This is a genomic window from Gemmatimonas sp., assembly GCF_021298855.1.
GTDB lineage: Bacteria > Gemmatimonadota > Gemmatimonadetes > Gemmatimonadales > Gemmatimonadaceae > Gemmatimonas.
The window spans coordinates 1-19,427 of record NZ_JAJTHI010000051.1 but is presented as its reverse complement, the minus strand read 5'-3'; the positions used below and the strand labels follow the sequence as shown (position 1 = coordinate 19,427).

Annotated in this window: 25 protein-coding genes and 1 pseudogene; 24 read left to right on the top strand and 2 right to left on the bottom strand. The window is 68.0% G+C overall.

Annotated elements, in window-relative coordinates; genetic code table 11:
- The 17 genes and pseudogenes from rpsC to map form a co-directional block, all read left to right on the top strand.
- Window positions 1-132: pseudogene (gene rpsC, locus LW840_RS14445) on the top strand (30S ribosomal protein S3); the annotation flags it as partial.
- Window positions 133-143: 11 nt separating this feature from the next.
- A complete protein-coding gene (rplP, locus tag LW840_RS14440; protein WP_291266637.1) occupies window positions 144-572 on the top strand; it encodes a 50S ribosomal protein L16 in 429 nt (142 codons plus the stop codon).
- Entirely contained in the window at window positions 562-765 is a 204-nt protein-coding gene (gene rpmC, locus LW840_RS14435) for a 50S ribosomal protein L29 (protein WP_291263160.1), read from the top strand. Before rplP ends, rpmC begins: the two co-directional genes overlap by 11 nt.
- Before the next feature lie 14 nt (window positions 766-779).
- Window positions 780-1,076 carry a 30S ribosomal protein S17 gene (gene rpsQ, locus LW840_RS14430; RefSeq protein WP_291263159.1) on the top strand — a complete coding sequence of 99 codons (297 nt, stop codon included), beginning with the start codon at window positions 780-782 and terminating at the stop codon, window positions 1,074-1,076.
- A gap of 12 nt (window positions 1,077-1,088) precedes the next feature.
- Window positions 1,089-1,457: a 50S ribosomal protein L14 gene (gene rplN, locus LW840_RS14425; protein WP_012682372.1), complete on the top strand. Its 369-nt coding sequence runs from the start codon at window positions 1,089-1,091 to the stop codon at window positions 1,455-1,457.
- A gap of 13 nt (window positions 1,458-1,470) precedes the next feature.
- Window positions 1,471-1,863, top strand: coding sequence for a 50S ribosomal protein L24 (rplX, locus tag LW840_RS14420; protein ID WP_343213629.1), 393 nt, complete (start codon window positions 1,471-1,473; stop codon window positions 1,861-1,863).
- Window positions 1,864-2,054: 191 nt separating this feature from the next.
- Complete coding sequence (rplE, locus tag LW840_RS14415) at window positions 2,055-2,651, top strand: 50S ribosomal protein L5 (protein WP_343213630.1); 597 nt, start codon at window positions 2,055-2,057, stop codon at window positions 2,649-2,651.
- A 15-nt stretch (window positions 2,652-2,666) separates the two neighbouring features.
- Entirely contained in the window at window positions 2,667-2,972 is a 306-nt protein-coding gene (gene rpsN, locus LW840_RS14410) for a 30S ribosomal protein S14 (RefSeq protein WP_291263157.1), read from the top strand.
- Between the two features lie 204 nt (window positions 2,973-3,176).
- On the top strand, window positions 3,177-3,578 hold the full coding sequence (rpsH, locus tag LW840_RS14405) for a 30S ribosomal protein S8 (RefSeq protein ID WP_291263156.1): 402 nt from the start codon (window positions 3,177-3,179) through the stop codon (window positions 3,576-3,578).
- Between the two features lie 14 nt (window positions 3,579-3,592).
- Window positions 3,593-4,132, top strand: a complete 540-nt coding sequence (gene rplF / locus LW840_RS14400) for a 50S ribosomal protein L6 (RefSeq protein ID WP_291263155.1) — start codon at window positions 3,593-3,595, stop codon at window positions 4,130-4,132.
- Window positions 4,132-4,488 carry a 50S ribosomal protein L18 gene (gene rplR / locus LW840_RS14395; RefSeq protein WP_291263154.1) on the top strand — a complete coding sequence of 119 codons (357 nt, stop codon included), beginning with the start codon at window positions 4,132-4,134 and terminating at the stop codon, window positions 4,486-4,488. Before rplF ends, rplR begins: the two co-directional genes overlap by 1 nt.
- 2 nt (window positions 4,489-4,490) lie before the next feature.
- Window positions 4,491-5,273, top strand: a complete 783-nt coding sequence (gene rpsE / locus LW840_RS17620; protein WP_343213627.1) for a 30S ribosomal protein S5 — start codon at window positions 4,491-4,493, stop codon at window positions 5,271-5,273.
- A gap of 77 nt (window positions 5,274-5,350) precedes the next feature.
- Window positions 5,351-5,527, top strand: a complete 177-nt coding sequence (rpmD, locus tag LW840_RS14380) for a 50S ribosomal protein L30 (protein WP_343213631.1) — start codon at window positions 5,351-5,353, stop codon at window positions 5,525-5,527.
- 33 nt (window positions 5,528-5,560) lie between these two features.
- On the top strand, window positions 5,561-6,007 hold the full coding sequence (rplO, locus tag LW840_RS14375) for a 50S ribosomal protein L15 (protein ID WP_291263181.1): 447 nt from the start codon (window positions 5,561-5,563) through the stop codon (window positions 6,005-6,007).
- Between the two features lie 17 nt (window positions 6,008-6,024).
- Window positions 6,025-7,374 (top strand): preprotein translocase subunit SecY, encoded by a 1,350-nt coding sequence (secY, locus tag LW840_RS14370; RefSeq protein ID WP_291263152.1) that lies wholly within the window; start codon window positions 6,025-6,027, stop codon window positions 7,372-7,374.
- Between the two features lie 9 nt (window positions 7,375-7,383).
- Complete coding sequence (locus tag LW840_RS14365; protein WP_291266117.1) at window positions 7,384-8,034, top strand: adenylate kinase; 651 nt, start codon at window positions 7,384-7,386, stop codon at window positions 8,032-8,034.
- Window positions 8,034-8,813, top strand: a complete 780-nt coding sequence (gene map, locus LW840_RS14360; protein WP_291277227.1) for a type I methionyl aminopeptidase — start codon at window positions 8,034-8,036, stop codon at window positions 8,811-8,813. The genes LW840_RS14365 and map overlap by 1 nt, the downstream gene beginning before the upstream one ends.
- Window positions 8,814-8,843: 30 nt before the next feature.
- Here map and ftcD read toward each other — a convergent pair whose 3' ends face one another.
- Together ftcD and LW840_RS14350 are read right to left on the bottom strand one after the other, a co-directional pair.
- Window positions 8,844-10,376, bottom strand: a complete 1,533-nt coding sequence (gene ftcD / locus LW840_RS14355) for a glutamate formimidoyltransferase (protein ID WP_291266118.1) — start codon at window positions 10,374-10,376, stop codon at window positions 8,844-8,846.
- Window positions 10,377-10,473: 97 nt separating this feature from the next.
- Window positions 10,474-11,286 (bottom strand): inositol monophosphatase family protein, encoded by an 813-nt coding sequence (locus tag LW840_RS14350; protein ID WP_291277226.1) that lies wholly within the window; start codon window positions 11,284-11,286, stop codon window positions 10,474-10,476.
- A 104-nt stretch (window positions 11,287-11,390) separates the two neighbouring features.
- Between LW840_RS14350 and trpS the strand changes: the two genes are divergently transcribed.
- From trpS to LW840_RS14315, 7 genes are all read left to right on the top strand, one after another.
- The gene (trpS, locus tag LW840_RS14345; RefSeq protein WP_291263147.1) at window positions 11,391-12,383 is read left to right on the top strand and encodes a tryptophan--tRNA ligase; all 993 of its coding nucleotides are present in this window, start codon (window positions 11,391-11,393) and stop codon (window positions 12,381-12,383) included.
- 138 nt (window positions 12,384-12,521) lie between these two features.
- On the top strand, window positions 12,522-13,823 hold the full coding sequence (locus LW840_RS14340; protein ID WP_291277225.1) for a PilT/PilU family type 4a pilus ATPase: 1,302 nt from the start codon (window positions 12,522-12,524) through the stop codon (window positions 13,821-13,823).
- A 32-nt stretch (window positions 13,824-13,855) separates the two neighbouring features.
- Window positions 13,856-14,758 carry a dihydrodipicolinate synthase family protein gene (locus tag LW840_RS14335; RefSeq protein ID WP_291263145.1) on the top strand — a complete coding sequence of 301 codons (903 nt, stop codon included), beginning with the start codon at window positions 13,856-13,858 and terminating at the stop codon, window positions 14,756-14,758.
- Window positions 14,759-14,811: 53 nt separating this feature from the next.
- A complete protein-coding gene (locus tag LW840_RS14330; RefSeq protein WP_291263144.1) occupies window positions 14,812-15,330 on the top strand; it encodes a DUF456 family protein in 519 nt (172 codons plus the stop codon).
- Window positions 15,331-15,479: 149 nt separating this feature from the next.
- Window positions 15,480-16,766, top strand: coding sequence for an adenylosuccinate synthase (locus tag LW840_RS14325; protein ID WP_291263143.1), 1,287 nt, complete (start codon window positions 15,480-15,482; stop codon window positions 16,764-16,766).
- Between the two features lie 21 nt (window positions 16,767-16,787).
- On the top strand, window positions 16,788-17,822 hold the full coding sequence (locus LW840_RS14320; RefSeq protein ID WP_291263142.1) for a YpdA family putative bacillithiol disulfide reductase: 1,035 nt from the start codon (window positions 16,788-16,790) through the stop codon (window positions 17,820-17,822).
- Window positions 17,823-17,877: 55 nt separating this feature from the next.
- Window positions 17,878-19,221, top strand: coding sequence for a glycine--tRNA ligase (locus LW840_RS14315; RefSeq protein ID WP_291263141.1), 1,344 nt, complete (start codon window positions 17,878-17,880; stop codon window positions 19,219-19,221).
- Window positions 19,222-19,427 lie beyond the last annotated feature (206 nt).

The following is a 19,427-nucleotide window of genomic DNA, read 5'->3' as shown; positions in this document are numbered from 1 at the left end:
CTGCGCGCCGACATCGACTACGCGACGAGCACCGCGAAGACCACCTACGGCACCATCGGTGTGAAGGTGTGGATCTTCAAGGGCGAGATCGTGGAAGATCGTCGCGGCAAGACCTACTCGACCGGCAACTGAGGAACTGAGAGATGCTGAGTCCGAAGCGGGTCAAGTTCCGCAAGATGTTCAAGGGCCGCACGACCGGCCTGGCGTACCGGGGGAGCGATCTGTCGTTCGGCACGTTCGGCCTGCAGGCGCTCGAGCCGGGGTGGGTGACGAGCCGGCAGATCGAGGCGTGCCGCGTGGCGATGACGCGTCACATCAAGCGTGGCGGCAAGGTCTGGATCCGCATTTTCCCGGACAAGCCGATCACGAAGAAGCCGGCGGAAACCCGCATGGGCAAGGGCAAGGGATCGCCGGAGTTGTGGGTGGCGGTGGTGAAGCCGGGCCGAGTGATGTTCGAGATCGAGGGCGTGACACGGGAGCTCGCCGAGACGGCGATGTCCCTGGCCGCCGCGAAGCTCGGCGTGAAGACCAAGTTCGTCGCACGTGAGGAGGCGGTGACCAATGAAGGCTGAAGAGATCCGCGGACTGGCTGACGACGAGCTCGTGTCCCGCATTGCGGAGCTGGAAGAGGAGCGTTTCCGCCTCCGTTTCCGCAGTGGCACCGAAGCGCTGGAAGAGCCGCTGCGGTTGCGCAGCATCCGCAGGGACATCGCGCGCCTCAAGACGGTGCAGCGCGAGCGCCAGCTCGCCGGCCGTGGCCGCTAACCGAGATACGACTGATGGCTGAGACGAAGAACGCGAGCGCCGCGCAGAACGGCGCCCCCGACCGCACGGCGCGCAAGGTGCGCGTCGGACTGGTGGTGAGCGACAAGATGGAGAAGACGGTGGTCGTGCGCATCGACCGCCGCATGCCGCACCCGCAGTACGGCAAGATGGTGACGAAGACCCGCAAGCTGAAGGCTCACGACGAGGAGAACTCGGCGAAGGTCGGCGACACGGTGCGCATCATGGAGACCCGGCCCTTGTCGAAGGACAAGCGGTGGCGCGTGGTCGAGATCGTCGAACGCGCGCGCTAAGGGGAGACGACGATGATTCAGCAGGAATCGGTAGTGAAGGTGGCGGACAACAGCGGCGCGAAGCGCGCCCTGGTGATCCGCGTGTTGGGCGGGACGCGCCGGCGGTATGCGGGGTTGGGTGACCGCGTGATCGTGGCGGTGAAGGATGCGCTGCCGAACGGCACGGTGAAGAAGTCCGATGTGGCGAAGGCCGTGGTGGTGCGCACGGTCAAGGAGACGCGCCGCAAGGACGGGTCGTACATCCGCTTCGACGAGAACGCGGTCGTGATCATCAACGACAACGGCGAGCCGAAGGCGACGCGTATCTTCGGCCCCGTGGCGCGTGAACTCCGCGAGAAGCGCTACATGAAGATCGTGTCGCTGGCGCCCGAGGTGCTCTGAGATGCGGAAGAACGTGTACTACAAGACGGATCGCGGGCAGCGCCTCGGCGCCGCGCGTCACGCCCTCAAGGCGTCGCGCGAAGCGGTCCACGTCACCAAGGGTGACACCGTCCGCGTGATGCGCGGCGACGACAAGGGGAAGGAGGGGAAGGTTCTCCAGGTGTACCCCAAGACGGGCCGCATCAAGGTGGAAGGGATCAACATCGTGAAGAAGCACCGCAAGGCGCGCACGGCGGAGGAGACGAGCGGCATCGTGGAGATGCCGGCGCCCTTCCATGCGTCGAACGTCATGCTGCTCGATTCGAAGACCGGCAAGCCGACCCGGGTTCGCGCCCGGCTCGACAAGGACGGCACGAAGGAGCGCATCGGCGTGAAGAGCGGTGAAGTCATTCCCCGCGCGCGCTGACGGAGTAACTGGACATGGCGACAAAGGAAAAGGGCGCAGCCAAGGGTGGCGCCAAGGGTGGAGCGAAGGGTGGGGCCAAGGCCGGCGGCGCGAAGGGCGGCGCCGGTCAGAAGGGCGGCAAGGCCGGCAAGCAGGCGGGTCAGGGACGCGCGGCGGTCGACTTCACGAAGCGTGACCACGCGGGCGCCGGTTTGCCGGTGGCCGCGCCGCGACTGAAGGCGCACTACGAGCAGACCGTGCGGGCGCAGCTGGCCACGCAGTTCGGGTTCACGAACCCGCACCAGATCCCGACGCTCACCAAGATCGTGATCAACTGCGGCGTGGGTGAGGCCGTCAAGCAGCCGAAGCTGCTCGACGTGGTGGTGGAAGAGCTCGCGCTGATCACCGGCCAGAAGCCGGTGCGCCGCAAGGCGAAGAAGTCGGTGGCGAACTTCGGCCTGCGTGAAGGGCAGGAGATCGGCGCCTCCGTGACCATGCGTGGCGCGCGCATGTGGGAGTTCCTCGACCGCTTCGTGACGGTGGCGTGCCCGCGTATCCGCGATTTCCGCGGTCTGGGCACGAAGTCGTTCGACGGCCGTGGCAACTACACGCTCGGCATCAAGGAGCAGCTGATCTTCCCGGAGATCAACTACGACATGGTCGAGCAGGTGCACGGCATGGACATCACGTTTGTGACGACGGCCGAGAAGGATGCGCACGCGTTTGCGCTGCTGCACCAGCTGGGCATGCCGTTCCGTGGCGACGACAAGCCGGTGACGCCGAAAGTGGCGCAGCCGAGCGCGGCCTAACCGAGACGAGAGCAGATGGCGAAGACGAGCAAGCTGGCCCGCAACGCCCAGCGCAAGGAGCTGGTGGAGCGGTTTGCCCAGAAGCGCGCGGCCCTGAAGGCCGTGATCAGCAGCCCCAAGAGCACGCCGGAGGAGGTGCAGGCCGCGGTGAACGCGCTGCACAAGATGCCGCGGAATTCGTCGGCAACGCGTGTGCGGAACCGCTGCAGCATGAGCGGCCGCCCCCGCGCCTTCCTGAGGCACTTCGGGCTGAGCCGCATTGCGCTCCGGGACATGGCCCTCAATGGCCTGATCCCCGGCGTGCGCAAGGCGAGCTGGTAACACCAGGACGGCGGTGGCGTCCCCGTGGGGGCGCCGCCGACCTGCGGGTTCAATTCGAGCTGTGGGCTTGGCGTACGGGCCAGGCGGGGTGAGATTGCAAGGCTCCCCCCGCGGGGCGCGGCGCGCCGATCCCGGAGCTCGCCCATTCTTTCACTTCCTACCGGTCCGCCCAGGTGGCGGATACCCTAGGAGACCTATCAGAGCATGAGCCTGAACGACCCTATTGCCGACATGCTGACGCGGTTGCGCAACGCGTGTGCTTCGCGGCACCGTCGCGTCGACATGCCGGTCTCGAAGATCAAGATCGAGATCGCGCGCATCCTGAAGGAAAACGCCTTCGTGCAGGACTACCGCGTGGTCGAGCTCGAGGATGGCAAGAGCGTGCTGCGGGTGATTCTCAAGTACGCGCACGGCGGCCAGTCGGTCATCCGACAGGCCAAGCGGGTTTCGACGCCCGGTCTGCGGAAATACGTCGGCGTGACCGAGATCCCGCGCGTCCGCAACGGCCTTGGCATGGCCATCCTGAGCACGTCGAAGGGCATCATGTCCGATCGTGATGCGCGCTCCGCCAACACCGGCGGTGAACTCCTCGCCCTCGTCTGGTAAGGAGACGCATACACATGTCGCGTATTGGCAAGCGCCCGATTCCGGTCCCGGCCGGAGTGACCGTGGCGATTTCTGGCAGCCACATCACGGTGAAGGGCCCGAAGGGTGAACTCGCCCGCGTGCTCCCGGCCGAAATGATCGTGGCGCACGAAGGTGCGGAAATGCAGGTGAAGCGTCCGTCGGACGAGGAGCGCCACAAGGCGCTGCACGGCCTGACGCGGACGCTGGTGGCCAACATGGTCGAAGGCGTGACGACGGGGTACAAGAAGGTCCTCGAGATCACGGGCGTCGGTTACAAGGCCGAGATCAAGCCCTACGGCGCGCTGCTGTCGCTGGGGTTCTCGCACCAGATCGAGTACAAGGCGCCGGCTGGCGTGTCGATCACGGCACCGAATCCCACCACGGTGGTGATCGAAGGTGCGAGCAAGGAGCTCGTGGGGCAGGTGGCCGCCGAGATCCGCAGCTTCCGCAAGCCCGAGCCCTACAAGGGCAAGGGCGTCAAGTACCAGGGCGAAGTCATCCGGCGCAAGGCCGGCAAGGCCGGAGGCAAGTAATGGCGAAGATCGCGATCCCGCGTACGAACGCGGAGAAGCGCAAGCGTCGGCATCTGCGCGTGCGCAAGGCAGTGAACGGGACGCCCGAGCGTCCGCGCCTGGTGGTGTTCCGTTCGCTCAAGCACATCTACGCGCAGATCGTGGACGACGTCGCGCAGCGTACGCTGCTGACGGTCGGCGACGAGAAGCTGAGCGGGACGAAGTCCGAGCGCGCCCTGGCGGTAGGCAAGGCGGCGGCGGAGAAGGCGAAGGCGGCGGGTATTTCGAAGGTGGTCTTCGATCGCGCCGGTTACCAGTACCATGGCCGCGTGAAGGCCGTTGCCGAAGGCGCCCGAGAGGGCGGCTTGGAGTTCTGATCATGGCAGACGCACAGAATCAGGGTGGCGCTCCGGCGCGTGGTGGACGTGGCCCCGGCGGCGGCGCAGGCCGTGGCCGTGGTGGCCCGGGCGGTGGTCGTGGGCGTGGTGGTCCGGGCGGTGGCCCGGGCGGCGGCCGTGGCCGCGGCCCCGGTGGCGAAGGCGGTGGTCAGGGCGGCCGTGACGGCCGTGGCCGTGGCCCCGATCGTGGCGGCCCGCAGCAGGAGCGCGAGCAGAGCGATCTGGTCGAGAACGTGATCGCGATCAACCGGGTGGCGAAGGTGGTCAAGGGCGGTCGCCGGTTCTCGTTCAACGCGCTCGTCGCGGTGGGCGATGGGCAGGGCAAGGTGGGCTATGCGACCGGCAAGGCGAACGAAGTGTCTGAAGCGGTTCGCAAGGCCGTGGAGGCCGCGCGTCGCAGCATGGTGGCCGTGCCGCTGACTGGCTCGACGATCCCGCACGAGGTGGTCGGCAAGCATGGCGCCGGCAAGGTCCTCATGAAGCCTGCCGCTCCCGGTGCCGGCGTGATCGCCGGTGGCGCGGTGCGCGCGGTGCTCGAGTGCGCCGGCATCCACGACATCCTCACCAAGTCGCTCGGCTCGACCAATCCGCACAACATGGTGCGGGCGGCCATCGACGGATTGACGCACCTCATCACCGTCGAGCAGGCGGCGAGGGAGCGCGGCCTCGACGTCTCGCAGATCGGGTACAAGTCCCGGGCGAAGTCGAAGACGGAAACGGTGAGCACCAGCAAGGCGGCCGTGGTGGCCGCGGAGGTGGCATAATGCCGCGGACGTTCGTGTGGCATCCGTCCAAGGGCCCGGCCAAGACGCCGAAGCTCGAAAAGCCGACGGATGGCAAGGTGCAGATCACGCAGGTGCGCAGCGCCATTGGTCACTCGTGGCGCATGCGCGCCACGCTGGCGGCGCTGGGCCTGCGCAATCATCAGGCGACGGTCGTGCAGCAGGATTCCGCCTCGCTGCGTGGCCAGCTCAAGAAGGTGCGTCACCTGGTTCAGGTGACGCCGGTGGAGGGGTAAACCATGGCGAATGACGCCGAGAAGACCGAGCAGATCGGTCTGCACAACCTGAAGCCGGCGCCGGGCTCGCACCGCTCGCGGCGCCGCGTGGGTCGCGGTCCGGGCTCCGGCCTGGGCAAGACCTCCGGCAAGGGTCACAAGGGCTCGATGGCGCGTTCGGGCCATGGCGGTCCTGGTGGTGGCAAGCCGCATTTCGAAGGCGGCCAGATGCCGATCACGCGCCGCATTCCGAAGCGTGGGTTCACCAACCCGTTCCGTGAGGAGGCGCAGCTGGTGCGCCTCACGGATCTGGCGCGGGTGGCCGGTGACGAAGTGACGACGGAGACGCTGGTGGCGGCCGGCCTCGTTCGTGAGGGCCAGGGCCCCGCGAAGCTGCTCGCCAACGGTGAAGTCTCGCGTGCGGTGACGGTGAAGGGCGTGAAGGTCAGCGCCTCCGCCAAGGCGAAGATCGAAGCGGCCGGTGGCCGCGTCGAAGGCTGACGGAGAGCATTCAGCGCATGGCAGACCAGAACAACGCGGCGGCGAACGCTGTCGCCAACATCTACCGGACGCCTGAGCTGTGGGCGAAGATCACCTTCACGTTCCTGTGCATGGTGATCTATCGCGCCGGCTCGCACATCACGGCGCCCGGGATCGACGTCCAGGCGCTGACCGACTACTTCACTCGGCAACAGGGCGGGGGGCTGCTTGGCCTCTACGACATGTTCGTGGGTGGTGGTCTCTCACGTGCCACCGTGTTTGCGCTCGGCATCATGCCCTACATCTCGGCGAGCATCTTCGTCCAGATCGCCGGGGCCGTGCTGCCGAACGTGGACAAGATGCAGAAGGATGAAGAGGGGCGGAAGAAACTGACGCAGTACACCCGCTACCTCACCGTGGTGCTGGCGCTCATTCAGGCCTACGGCTTCGCGCTGTTCACCGCCTCGTTGCCGGCGGCGGTGTCGCGCCCCGGTCCGTGGTTCACCGTGCAGATGATGCTCTTCCTCACCACGGGCGCGATCTTCGTGATGTGGCTGGGCGAGCAGATCACCGAACGTGGTCTGGGCAACGGCGCCTCGCTGATCATCTTCTTCTCGATCGTCGAGCGCATGTGGCCGTCCATCTTCCAGTCGTTCAACTTCGTCACCACGGGGGCGGTGTCACCGCTCACGCTGGTGGTGTTGGCGCTGGTCATGGTGGCTGTGGTGGCGGGTGTGGTGGCGATCACCGTGGCGGCCCGGCGGGTGCTCATCCAGATCCCGCAGCGCACGATGGCGCGTGGGCGGCAGCGGGAGGCGGCGCGCAACTTCATTCCGTTGCGCATCAACACCGCCGGCGTCATGCCGATCATCTTTGCCCAGTCGGTGATCGTCATCCCCGGGGCGCTGGCCCAGTTCAGCGGCAACGCCAAGCTTCAGGAAATCGCGGAGTACTTCAATCCGCAGGGCCCGAATCCGTGGCTCTACTTCGTGCTGTCGGCCGTGCTCATCATGTTGTTCACGTACTTCTACACGTCCATCATCTTCAATCCGGTCGACTTGGCCGAGAACCTGAAGAAGCAGGGCGGTTTCGTGCCGGGGATCAAGCCGGGTGCGAAGACGGCGGAGTACATCGAGCAGGTGGTGGAGCGCATCACGTTGCCGGGGGCGATCTTCCTCACGGTCATCGCCCTCATGCCGATCGTCATCGCCCGACTCGTGAACGTACCTTTCGCCTTCGGCGGCACGTCGCTGCTGATCGTGGTGGGTGTCGCGCTCGATACCATGGCGCAGATGCAGCAGCACCTGCTGCTGCGCAAGTACGACGGCTTCATGAAGAAGGGACGTGTCAAGTTCCGCGGTCGTCAGGCGACCCAGGGTGGCTTCTAAACTCCTCCTATGATCATCGTCCTGCTTGGACCTCCAGGCGCGGGCAAGGGCACACAAGGCGAGCGGCTAGCCGCTCGCCTTGACGTTCCCAAGATCGCGACTGGTGATGTCCTCCGCGCCGCGGTCCGTGACGGCACTCCGCTTGGTCTCGAAGCCAAGGCAGCCATGGATCGCGGCGATCTCGTCCCCGATGCGGTCATCATGGGGATCATGAAGGAGGCACTCGCGTCGCCAATGGCGGCGAAGGGGGCCATCCTCGACGGCGTCGTGCGCACCACGCCGCAGGCCGACGGGCTGGCGGACACACTTGCCACCCTCGGGCGGACGCTCGACGCGGTCTTGCTCTTCGAGGTGGACGAAGAGGAACTGGTGCGTCGGCTCAGCGGCCGCACCACCTGCGATGTGTGCCAGCGTCCGTTCTTCGGGCGTGAGCCCGGTGAAGCGTGCGGGGTGGACGGGGACGTGCCCCAGGGGACCCTCGTGCGTCGCAAGGACGACGAGCCCGAGGCCATTCGCAAGCGCATGCAGGTCTATCGCGACCAGACCGCGCCCGTCATCGACTGGTACTCGGCCCGGGGCGCCAACATGGTGCGCGTCGACGCCATCGGGTCGCTGGAGGATGTCGAAGCGCGTGTGCACGCGGCGCTCGGACTGACGTGATGGCGTTTGGCAACAGCGCGCCGGCGACGTTGCTCAAGTCGCCGCGCGAGATCGACATCATGGCGCGGGGCGGGGCCATCCTGCACGCCACGCTCCTGCACGCCAAGGCACACGTGCAAGCCGGGATCTCCACCCTCGAGCTGGACCAGGTGGTGGAGCGCTTCATCCGTTCGCACGCTGGCGCCGAACCCGCATTCAAGGGACTGTACGGGTTCCCCGGCAGCGCGTGCATCTCCATCAACGAGGAGATCGTGCACGGGATTCCGTCGCGCAAGCGCCTCCTCAACGAGGGAGACATCGTGACGGTCGATGTGGGCGTGAAGCTCGAGGGGATGTACACCGATGCGGCGATCACCATCCCGGTGGGGGCGATCGACGAGGAGACGCAGCGGCTCCTGGAGGTCACGCAGCGGTCGCTGGAGGCGGGCATCGCCGCCGCCACGCCGGACAATCACGTGGGTGATATCGGCGCCGCCGTGCAGGCCGTCGTGGAGGCCGCCGGCTTCGGGGTCGTGCGCGAGCTGGTGGGCCACGCCGTGGGCTTCTCGCCGCCCGAGGAGCTGCAGATCCCCAACTACGGGAAGCCGAAGCGCGGGAAGAAGCTCAGCGTGGGGCTCACCATTGCCATCGAACCGATGGTGAACGTGGGGACCGCCAAGACGCGCACGCTCAGCGACAAGTGGACCGTGGTGACCGCCGATGGCAAGCGCTCGGCGCACTTCGAGCACACCGTGGCCATTACCGAGCACGGACCGCGCATTCTGACGCTGCCCGGCTGACGCGGGCAGCCGGCGGCGCGGCGCACCGCATCAGGCCGGGGCCATGGCCCGCTCCGCCGCGGCCTCGGCAATGCGGGCATGCATGGCCGCGGCATCGAGCAACTTGCGGGCTTCACTGGCCAGCGCCGCGCCGCGCTCGGCGCCGGCTTCGTCGAGCGAGGCCACATTGATGCGCACATTGAGCGCGGCGCCCTTGCATGCGGCTTCGGCGAGCAACGCGCCCACGCAGGCATCGCTGACCGCGTTGCGGTTGCCCCGCTCGGCGAGCGTGGCGGCCAGCGCGGCCACCTCCACGGCGGTCCGTGCCGTCTCCAGGGGGACTTCCGCGGCGCCAATCAGTGCATCGCGAATGGCGGCGGCCCGGGCGGCCCGCTGGTCGTCGGACTCCTTGGGGAGCTGATACGCGCTGCGGACGGCTTCGTACGACTGCGCATCGCGCGCCACGAGGGAATGGAGCGCGCGCCGCAGCGACGAGGCCTGCAGGGCGAGCTGCTTCATCTCCTCCTCCACGGCCGCGTACGTCTTCTTGCCAATGGTGAGACCGGCCACCATCTGCGCCAGAGCGGCGCCCAGGGCCCCGGCGTGCGCGGCCACACTGCCACCGCCGGGCGTGGGCGTGGGGCCGGCCACGCTCGACATGAAGCCGTCCACGGTTTCGCCGCCGTTCATGACCTCCCGTACTTTGGTCTCGAGCAGCATGCCCGTGTGGAAACCGCGCAGCTGGATGTGCCGGGCGCCGGCGTCGAGGATGACGCGCTCGGGTACCAACCCGACGATCTCGCTCCACGTGGGCGCCACGCCGTAGGCCGCGGCTTCGGTTTTCACGAAGTCGAAGACGCGATGCAGTGGCGTCTTCTCCGTGTCCACGAGGTTCATGCTCACCTGGGCCTGGCCGTCCACTTCCAGGCCCAGCCCCTTCACGTAGCGCAACCCGCCGCTGGAGCCACGAATGGCCTTGGCGACTTCCTTGGCCACGGGGAGGTTGCTGCGGTCGCCCAGGTAGATGTTGTACGCCACGAGGAAGGGACGGGCGCCGATGGCGGTGGCGCCGGCCGTGTGGTGCAGCTGCGCCTCGCCGAAGTCGGGCCGGCGGGCCGGGTTGGTGCGCACGTCGTCCCGCAGCCCCTCGAACTCCCCCCGACGCACGTCGGCGAGATTCTCGCGCGTGGGGGTGGTGGCGGCGCGCTCGTACAGGTACACCGGAATGCCCAGCTCACGGGAGGCCCGCTCTCCCAGCTCGCGCGCCAGCGCAACGCAATCGTCCATCGTGGCGCCATCGAGCGGAATGAACGGCACCACATCGGTAGCCCCGATGCGCGGATGCTCTCCCTGATGCCGGGTGAGGTCGATGCGATCGCGCGCTTCGCGCATGGCCGCCAGCGCCGCCGGCACCGCCGCCTCGAGTGTCGCGACGAACGTGATGACGGTGCGGTGGTGTGATGGGTCGCTGGACACATCGAGCACGTGCGCACCGCTGGTGCTGGCGATCGCATCACGGATGGCCGCAATGACCACGGGATCACGGCCTTCGGAGAAGTTGGGGACGCACTCGACGAACGGCATGGGGCTGGCTCGGTGGAGGTCGTGGCGAAACCGCGTTTGCAGAATCGCGGAATCGCGGAGGAGCGGCGAGGTCGCGGGAGCTGTCACGTCGGCGCCATCAGTATGCGGGCGACGTGACCCGGTCGTTGAGGATATCGAGAAACCAGTCGTGCAGCACGCCATTGGACGCGACGATGGGCCCGCCGATGAGGCGCGCCTCATGACCATCGAGGTCGGTGACCCTGCCGCCGGCCTCGCGCACCAGCAGCACACCGGCGGCCAGGTCCCATGGGTTGAGCCAGAGTTCCCAGAAGCCGTCGAACCGACCGTTGGCCACGTCGGTGAGATCCAGCGCGGCACTGCCGGCGCGTCGCATGCCGGCAGTGACCGGCATGAGACGACGCATCATGCCCAGGTAGCGCTCGGCGTACGACACATCGCGAAAGGGAAAGCCGGTGCCGATGAGGGCGCGCGCGGGGTCCACGATGCTGGAGACCCGCATGGGCTGCCCGTTCACGTACGCGCCGGTACCCGCGGCAGCCGTATAGACGCCGCCGCGTGCCACGTCGTGAATGACGGCCGCCTGCGGGACACCATCGAGGGCAATGCAGATGGAGACGCCGTAGCTGGGGAAGCCGTGGAGGAAGTTGGTGGTGCCGTCGAGCGGGTCGACGATGGCCACCAGTCCGGCCTCGGGGTCGGCGTCGTTGCTCAACTCCTCCCCCACCACGCGCAGGTCGGGCACGTGCGACAACAGGACGTCGCGGATGCGCTGCTCGGCCCCCACATCCACGTGGCTCACGAAGTCGGTGGCGCTTTTGGCCTCCCAGGCGATGCTGCGGTGCGTGCGGGATTCGTGCGCGATGAAGTCGGCGGCGGTCTGCGCCGCAGCGGTGGCGGCATCGAGCCAGTGGTGGCGGTCGGTTGGCATAGGGGGAAATTGACAACGTGGACCGGCAAACTGCAGACGGTGGTCGGCAGGCCCCCGTTCGCCGTCTGCTTTTCACGGCCTCGCGACGAAACTACGTTTTCAGCATGGCAAGAATCTTCAGCGGCATCCAGCCCTCGGGCGAACTCCACATCGGCAACTATCTCGGTGCCGTCAAGAACTGGGTGACGCTTCAGGGGGAGCACCCCGGCGCCATCTACTGCGTGGTGGATTATCACGCCATCACGGGGGCGTACGATCCGGCCGTGCTGCGGGCCCGGCGCTGGGGCATGGCCAAGAGCCTGCTCGCGTCCGGCATCGATCCGGCGCAGGCGATCCTGTTCATGCAGAGCGACGTGCCCGAGCACACCGAGCTGTCGTGGATCTTCACCACGATCACGCCGCTGGGCGACCTCGAGCGTCAGACGCAGTTCAAGGACAAGTCCTCGAAGCTGGAGAGCATTCCTGCGGGCGTGCTCATGTACCCGGTGCTCCAGGCGGCCGACATTCTCCTCTACCGCGCCGACAGCGTACCGGTGGGGGAGGATCAGATCCAGCACCTGGAGCTGGCGCGCGACACGTCGCGCAAGTTCAACGCCAAGTTCGACGTGGCGTACTTCCCCGAACCCAAGCCGCTGCTCACCCCCACGAGGCGCATCATGGGGCTCGACGGCAACGCCAAGATGTCAAAGTCGATGGGGAATACCATCGGGCTGCTGGAGAGCGACGAGGAGATCTGGCAGAAGCTGCGGCCGGCGATGACCGACCCGCAGCGGGTGCGCAAGAGCGACCCGGGGCGCCCGGAGGTGTGCAACATCTTCCAGCTGCACAAGGCGTTCAACGGGGAGAGCACCGTGGCGCAGGTGGCCGACCAGTGCAGCACCGCGGGGTGGGGGTGCATGGACTGCAAGAAGGTGCTGCTCGAGGGGATGGTGCAGGAGCTCACGCCCATCCGTCGGCGCAGCGCCGAGCTCGACGAAGAGCCATCGCGCGTGCTGGATGCGCTGGCGGACGGCGGGCGCGCCGCGCGGGCCATTGCCCAACAGACCATGGGCGAAGTCCGGGAGATCATGGGGCTGAGCGGGCTCCCGGCCGCGTAAGTTCCGGCCCCTGTGACGCAGGGGCCGCCGGCGTGACACCGGCCCGACCGTCACGTTGCCGGAACTCTTGCTGGTCGTCCCGGCACGGGGAGCACGTGAGCCGCGTGCCCCCGTTCCCTTCGAGCCGACCCAGAGACCGTGGCAATCGAACGCATCATCAAGGCAGCTGTCGAGCGTGGGGCGTCCGACGTGCATATCAAGTCGGGCAACACGGTGCGCGCCCGTATCGACGGGCGTCTGGTGGTGCTGACCAAGCAGGCGCTCACGGCCGAGCAGACGCGGGCCATCGCGCTGCACCTCATGAGCAGTGATGCCGACCGCGCGACCATCGACACGCTGCGCGACTACGACTGCGCGTGGGCGGCCCCCGGCGTGGGGCGGTTCCGCGTGAACATCCTGCGGCAGCGGGCGTCGCACTCGATCGTGATGCGCGTGATCCCCGAGACGGTCCCCACCGTGCAGTCGCTCGGCTTGCCCCCGGTGCTGACGCGCATTGCGCACAGCGAGCGTGGCATGGTGCTGGTGACGGGCGTGACCGGCTCCGGCAAGTCGAGCACGATGGCGGCGCTGGTGAACGAGATCAACGCGAGCTACGAGAAGCACATTCTCACGCTCGAGAACCCGATCGAGTTCATCCACGACGACCTCAAGAGCTCCGTGACCCAGCGCGAGGTGGGGATCGACACCGACACGTTCCGCATGGGACTGCGCGCCGCCCTCCGGCAGGATCCCGATGTGATCCTCATTGGCGAAATGCGCGACGCCGAGACGATCGACACGTCGATGAAGGCGGCGGAAACCGGGCACCTGCTCATTTCCACGCTGCATACCCCCGACGCCGTGACCACGGTGATGCGCATCGTGGCGATGTTTCCGCCGGAGGAGCAACAGGTGGTGCGCATGCGTCTCGCGGAGTCGCTGCACGCGGTGGTCTCGCAGCGCCTGTTGCCGCGCAAGAGCGGGCAGGGGCGCGTGGTGGCCGCCGAGGTCAGGATCAACACCGGCACCATCCGCGATCTCATTGCCGAGGGGCGCCTGGCCGAGATCCGGGACTACCTCGCCGACGGGTCGCAGTACGGCATGCAGACCTTCGACCAGCACCTCACGGAGCTGGTACAGGGCAACGTCGTGGACTACGAGGTGGCCAAGGGCGCGGCAACCAACCCCGCCGACTTCGAGCTGTCGTTCCGCATGGGTCGTAGCCGCAAGACCCCCATTGCCGGGCAGACCATCAAGCCGACGGCCATGCCGGGGCTGTCGGCCACCACGCGACCGGCGGTGCCGGCGCCGGCGCCACTGGGCGCCAACCCGCTCGGGACGGGGCCGCGGTTGCCCCCGCTTGGCACGAGCCCGAGTGGGCAGGGTGCGGTGACGAGCCCCAGCCCCCTGGAGAGCGACTCGATCTTCGGCAGCGGATTCGAGAGTCTGTTCGGGCAGTAGCCCCCGGGGCGGGGCTGCGGCAACTTTGGGGCATGCCCAACCTTTCCGTCGCCCAGCTGGGCGGGCTCATGGTGCCCGCCGTCTCCACGTTCACGCCGACCGGTGAGCTCGATGGCGCCGCCTTTCAGCGCAACCTGGAGGCCCACCTCGCCTTCGGCATGGATGGCGTGCTGGTGGGGGGATCGAGCGGCGAGTCCGCCCTGCTCGAAAACGACGATCGACGGCAGCTGCTGTCGTGGGCGCGCGAATGCATTCCGCAGGACACGTGGCTCATCGCCGGTATCGGCAGTGAGAGTACGCGTCTCACCATTCAGCGTGCGCGCGATGCCCGCGAGGCCGGGGCCGACGCCGTGCTGGTGATTTCCCCGCATTATTTCCTCAAGCGCATGACGGAGCGCGCCCTTCTGGCGCACTTCCACACCGTGGCCGACGCGAGTCCGTTGCCCGTGATGCTGTACAACATGCCGGCGTATTCGCACATCGTGCTGAGCCCGGCGTTCGTGCACGAGATGGCGCAGCATCCGAACGTGATCGGCATGAAGGACAGCGCCGGCAACATTCCGGTGCTGCAGCAGTATCTCGAGGCCCAGGGCGACCAGTTCAAGGTCATCACGGGGAGTGGTGCCACCGTCGTTCCGGCGCTGACGGCCGGCGTCTCCGGGGCCATCCTGGCGATCGCCCTGTATGCGGGGCCGGCGGTGCGTCGCATGGTGGACACATTCCACGCCGGTGATCATGCAGCGGCCGCCGCCATGCAGGGGACGCTCACGCCGTTGGCCACCGACATTGCCGGTGCCATGGGGCCGGCGGGAATCAAGGCGGCCATGGACCTCGTGGGGCTGCATGGCGGGCCCACGCGGGCGCCGCTGCTGCCGCTGAGCGCGGAGGAGTTGGAGACCGTACGGGAGCGGCTGGCGGGCGCGGGGTTGCTCTAAGGGCGGTCGTCCGGCGCCGGAAACTCGCCGCCGGCGCCGTCGTAGTGGCCAGTATGCTCGCCCTCACCCTGCTGGCCTCGGCGCTGGTTGTCGGTCTCCTGCTCGTCCCGCTGGGATTGCCGGGGCTGTGGGTCATGCTGGCTGCCACCTTCGGGTATTGGCTGGCGGTGCCCGATGGCAGCGTGGGGGTGCTCACGGTGATCGTGGTGGCCACCCTGGTGATTGCCGCCGAGGTGGTGGAGTTCACCGTGGCCGGGCGCTATGCGCGGCAGTACGGCGGTTCCCGCCGTGCGTCGTGGGGCGCCATTGTTGGTGGCCTGGTGGGGGCGGTGGTAGGGGTACCCGTGCCGGTGGTGGGGTCCATGGTGGGCGCCTTCGCCGGCGCCTTTGCCGGCGCCTTGTTGGCCGAGCTGACGGTGCCACGCGAACGGCGTGGCGTCCCGGTGCAGGTGGCGAAGGGCGCGCTGATCGGTCGCGTGGTTGCCGCCGCCCTCAAGGTGGGCTTTGGTGTGGCCATTCTCTTCCTGGTCGGTGCGGCCGGTCTGGTGGGCCGGATGGCGGCGACCGGATGAGCAACGCCGGCTGTCCGGCATCACCACGGGGCGGCGCGGACGCCGTGTGGCGCGCCCCCCGGTGAGGAGCTAGATTCTCTCCACGCCCCGCGGACCGTCCGCGGGGCGTTTTTTGTGCGCGGCCGCCGAGGCCGCCGGAGACCGATCGCATGTTCGATTCGAAGACGCGCACCGTGGTGGTCGTCGGGGCGCAGTGGGGCGACGAGGGCAAGGGCAAGCTGGTCGACGTGCTGGCGGAGCAGGCCGACTGGGTCGTGCGCTACCAGGGCGGTGCCAACGCCGGGCATACGGTGCACATTGGCGACACGTCGTTCATCCTGCACCAGATCCCGAGCGGCATCCTGCACCCGGGTGTGCGCTGCGCGATCGGCAACGGCGTGGTCATGGACCCCGAAACGCTCTTCACGGAAATCGACGAGCTGGTGGCGGACGGCGTGGACGTGGAGGGGCGCCTCTACGTGAGCGAGCGGGCGCACCTGGTGATGCCGTACCACAAGCTGGTGGACAAGGCCAGTGCGGCCAGCAAGGCGATTGGCACGACGGGGCGCGGCATCGGTCCCGCCTACGAGGACAAGGTGGCGCGCCGCGGTGTACGGGTGCTCGACCTGCGCAACGCGGACCGGCTTCGTGAACTGGTGACCGCCGGCGTGGAGCGCGCCAACGCGCAGCTCGAGCGCAGCGGCGCCGAGGTGCGGGCCAGTGTGGAGCATACCATGCACGTGCTCGAGGCGCTGGCGCCGCGGCTGCTGGGGCTGGCCGACGATGTGGGGTTGTGCGTGCACCGCGCCATCAAGAGCGGCGCGGCCGTGCTGCTGGAAGGGGCGCAGGGGTCGCTGCTCGACATCGACCACGGCACATATCCGTTCGTCACGTCGAGCAACACGACGGTGGGCGGCGCGGCGACCGGGGTGGGGATCTCACCCATGGCGCTCGACGCCGCGCTGGGGGTGGTGAAGGCGTACACCACCCGCGTGGGCAACGGACCGCTCCCCACGGAGCTCGAGGAGCCGTTGCACAGCCACGTGCGCCAGCTTGGTCACGAGTTTGGCGCCACCACGGGGCGTCCGCGTCGCTGTGGCTGGTTCGACGGTGTCGTGGTGAAGTACGCGGCCCGGGTGAACGGCCTGACGGGGCTGGCCATCACCAAGCTCGACGTCCTCGATTCGCTGGACCAGCTGGCCGTATGCACGGGCTATCAGGTGGGCGATGACGTGTATACCGAGTTCCCCGCGGATCTCGCGTTGCTGGAGCGGGCCGCGCCGATCTACGAGTGGTTCCCCGGATGGAAGCAGAGCACGCAGGACGCGCGCTCGCTGCGTGACCTGCCGCCGGCGGCCCGGGCGTATCTCGACCGCCTGGAGCAGCTGTGTGAGGCGCCCATCGCGTACGTGAGCGTGGGAACGCGGCGCGACCAGATCATCTCGCTCACAAACTGAGGCGTTACCGCCGACCACCGGATGACCGTGGAGACCATGACCGTGGATGTGGCAGTCGTCGGTGCCGGCCCCTGCGGACTGGCGGCGGCGATCGCGGCGCAGCGCGCGGGGCTCTCGGCCGTGGTGTTCGATCGCGGCTGTCTCGTGAACGGCATCGCCAGCTATCCCACGTACATGTCGTTCTTCTCCACGGCGGAGCGCCTGGCCATTGGCGGGGTGCCGTTCATCGTGGCGACGGAGAAGCCCACGCGGCGCGATGCGCTCGCGTACTACCGCGGGGTGGCCGACGTGTACGGTATCGAGGTGCGGCAGTACGAGGGTGTGCAGCTGCTGCGTCCGGTGCGGGTGGATCCACGTCCCGGGCAGGCCGAGCCAACGCGAGCGGCCCGGTGGCTGCTGCAGAGCAAACGGCGGAGCGGGGCGGTACGCGAAACGGCCGCGCATGCGGTGGTCATTGCCACCGGGTACTTCGGGCGCCCCATGCTGCTGGGGGTCCCCGGTGAAGGGCTGCCACATGTGCGGCATGGTTACACCGAAGGGCATGGGGCATGGCGCGAGCCGGTGGTGATCGTGGGCGGCGCCAACTCGGCGGTGGACGCCGCGCTCGACATGCACCGCGCCGGGGCACACGTCACGCTCGTGCACTTCGGCGCCATGCTCGATGCCAACGTCAAGCCGTGGGTGCGTCCGGAGATCGAAGCGCGCCTGCGCGAGGGCAGCATCGCGTCGCGCTTCGGCGCGCGCGTGGTCGCCATTGAGGCAGATGCCGTGGTGGTCGAGGGGGCTGCGGGCATCGAACGGCTTCCGGCCACGCAGGTGTACACCATGACCGGCTATCTCCCGGAAACGGGGCTGCTGGAACAGGTCGGGGTGCCCCTCGATGCCGACAGCGGCATTCCCGCGCACGACCCGCTCACCATGGCCACGCCGCTCCCGGGTGTCTACCTTGCGGGGGTGATCGCGAGCGGCAACCAGGCCAACCGCATCTTCATCGAAAACGGCCGCGATCATGGCGACGCCATCGTGGCCCATCTGCTCCGACATTCGCTGCGCTGACGCCCGGCATCCAGCCTGGCGGGGCAGGGCAGCGCGACCCTGAACACCGAGTGCCATGAGTCATCCCGATGTGATGGACAAGCTGGTGTCGCTGTGCAAGCGACGGGGCTTCATCTTCCAGTCGTCCGAGATCTACGGCGGCACGGGCTCGGTGTGGGATTACGGTCCGCTGGGCGTGGAGCTCAAGAAGAACATCAAGGATCGCTGGTGGCACGCGATGGTGCGGTCGCGCGACGATATCGAGGGGCTCGACGCGGCCATCCTCATGCATCCGCGCACCTGGGAAGCGAGCGGTCACGTGGCCGGGTTCGTGGACCCGCTCGTGGACTGCAAGACGTGCAAGGGCCGGTTCCGCGCCGACAAGCTGGAAGATGCGCGCTGCCCGCAGAAGCCGAGCAAGCAGCCCGGCCAGCACGACGCCTGCCAGCTCACCGAGGCGCGGCAGTTCAACCTGATGTTCAAGACGCACATGGGCGCGCTGGAGGAGAGCGCGAGCATCGTCTACCTGCGCCCGGAAACGGCACAGGGGATCTTCGTGAACTTCCTGAACGTGCAGCAGAGCATGCGCCAGAAGGTGCCGTTCGGCATCGCGCAGATCGGCAAGGCGTTCCGCAACGAGATCACGCCGGGGAACTTCATCTTCCGGACGCGCGAGTTCGAGCAGATGGAGATGCAGTTCTTCGTCGAACCCGGCACGGACATGGAGTGGTTCGAGACCTGGAAGGCGCTGCGCATGCAGTGGCACCTCGACCTCGGCCTGTCTCCCGACCGCCTCAGGTTTCACCAGCACACCGCCGGCGAACTGGCGCACTACGCCCGCGCGGCGTTCGACGTGACCTTCGACTTCGGCGGCACGCTGGGCTACCAGGAAATCGAGGGCGTGCACAACCGCAGCGACTTCGACCTGACGCAACACCAGCAGTACTCGAGCAAGAAGCTGGAGTACTTCGACCAGGTGAACAACAAGCGCTACGTGCCGTACGTGATCGAGACGTCGGTGGGCGCCGATCGGGTGACGCTGGCGGCCCTGGTGAACGCCTATCGGGAAGAGGCGGTGGAAGGCGAGGCCGAAGGGCGCGTGGTGCTGGGGCTGCACCCGTCGATCGCACCGATCAAGGCGGCCATCTTCCCGCTGACCAAGAAGGACGGGCAGCCGGAGATGGCCAAGACGCTGCTGGACGATCTGCGCGGGGCGTTCACCGTGGACTACGACGAAACGGGCTCGATCGGCAAGCGCTACCGCCGTCAGGACGAAGTGGGCACGCCGTACTGCATCACGGTGGACGGGCAGAGCACGGGCGACCACACCGTCACGGTGCGCGACCGCGATTCGCTGGCGCAGGAGCGGGTGGACGCGTCGCAGCTGCGGGCGTACCTGGCGGCCAAGCTCCTCCCCTAGTCGAACGACGCGGGGGAACCACGCGCGATCACCCACGCGCTGGCACCCACGCATTGGCACGGACGCGCCGGCACGGACGCGGAGAATCGCCGGCACCAACGCGTACAACGACGTGAGGCAACAACGGGCGACCGCCTCGGCCACTGGCCGTCGGCGGTCGCTTGTCTTGGTGGGGGTGGCGCTTTGGTCGGGGGCGGGGTTGGGGT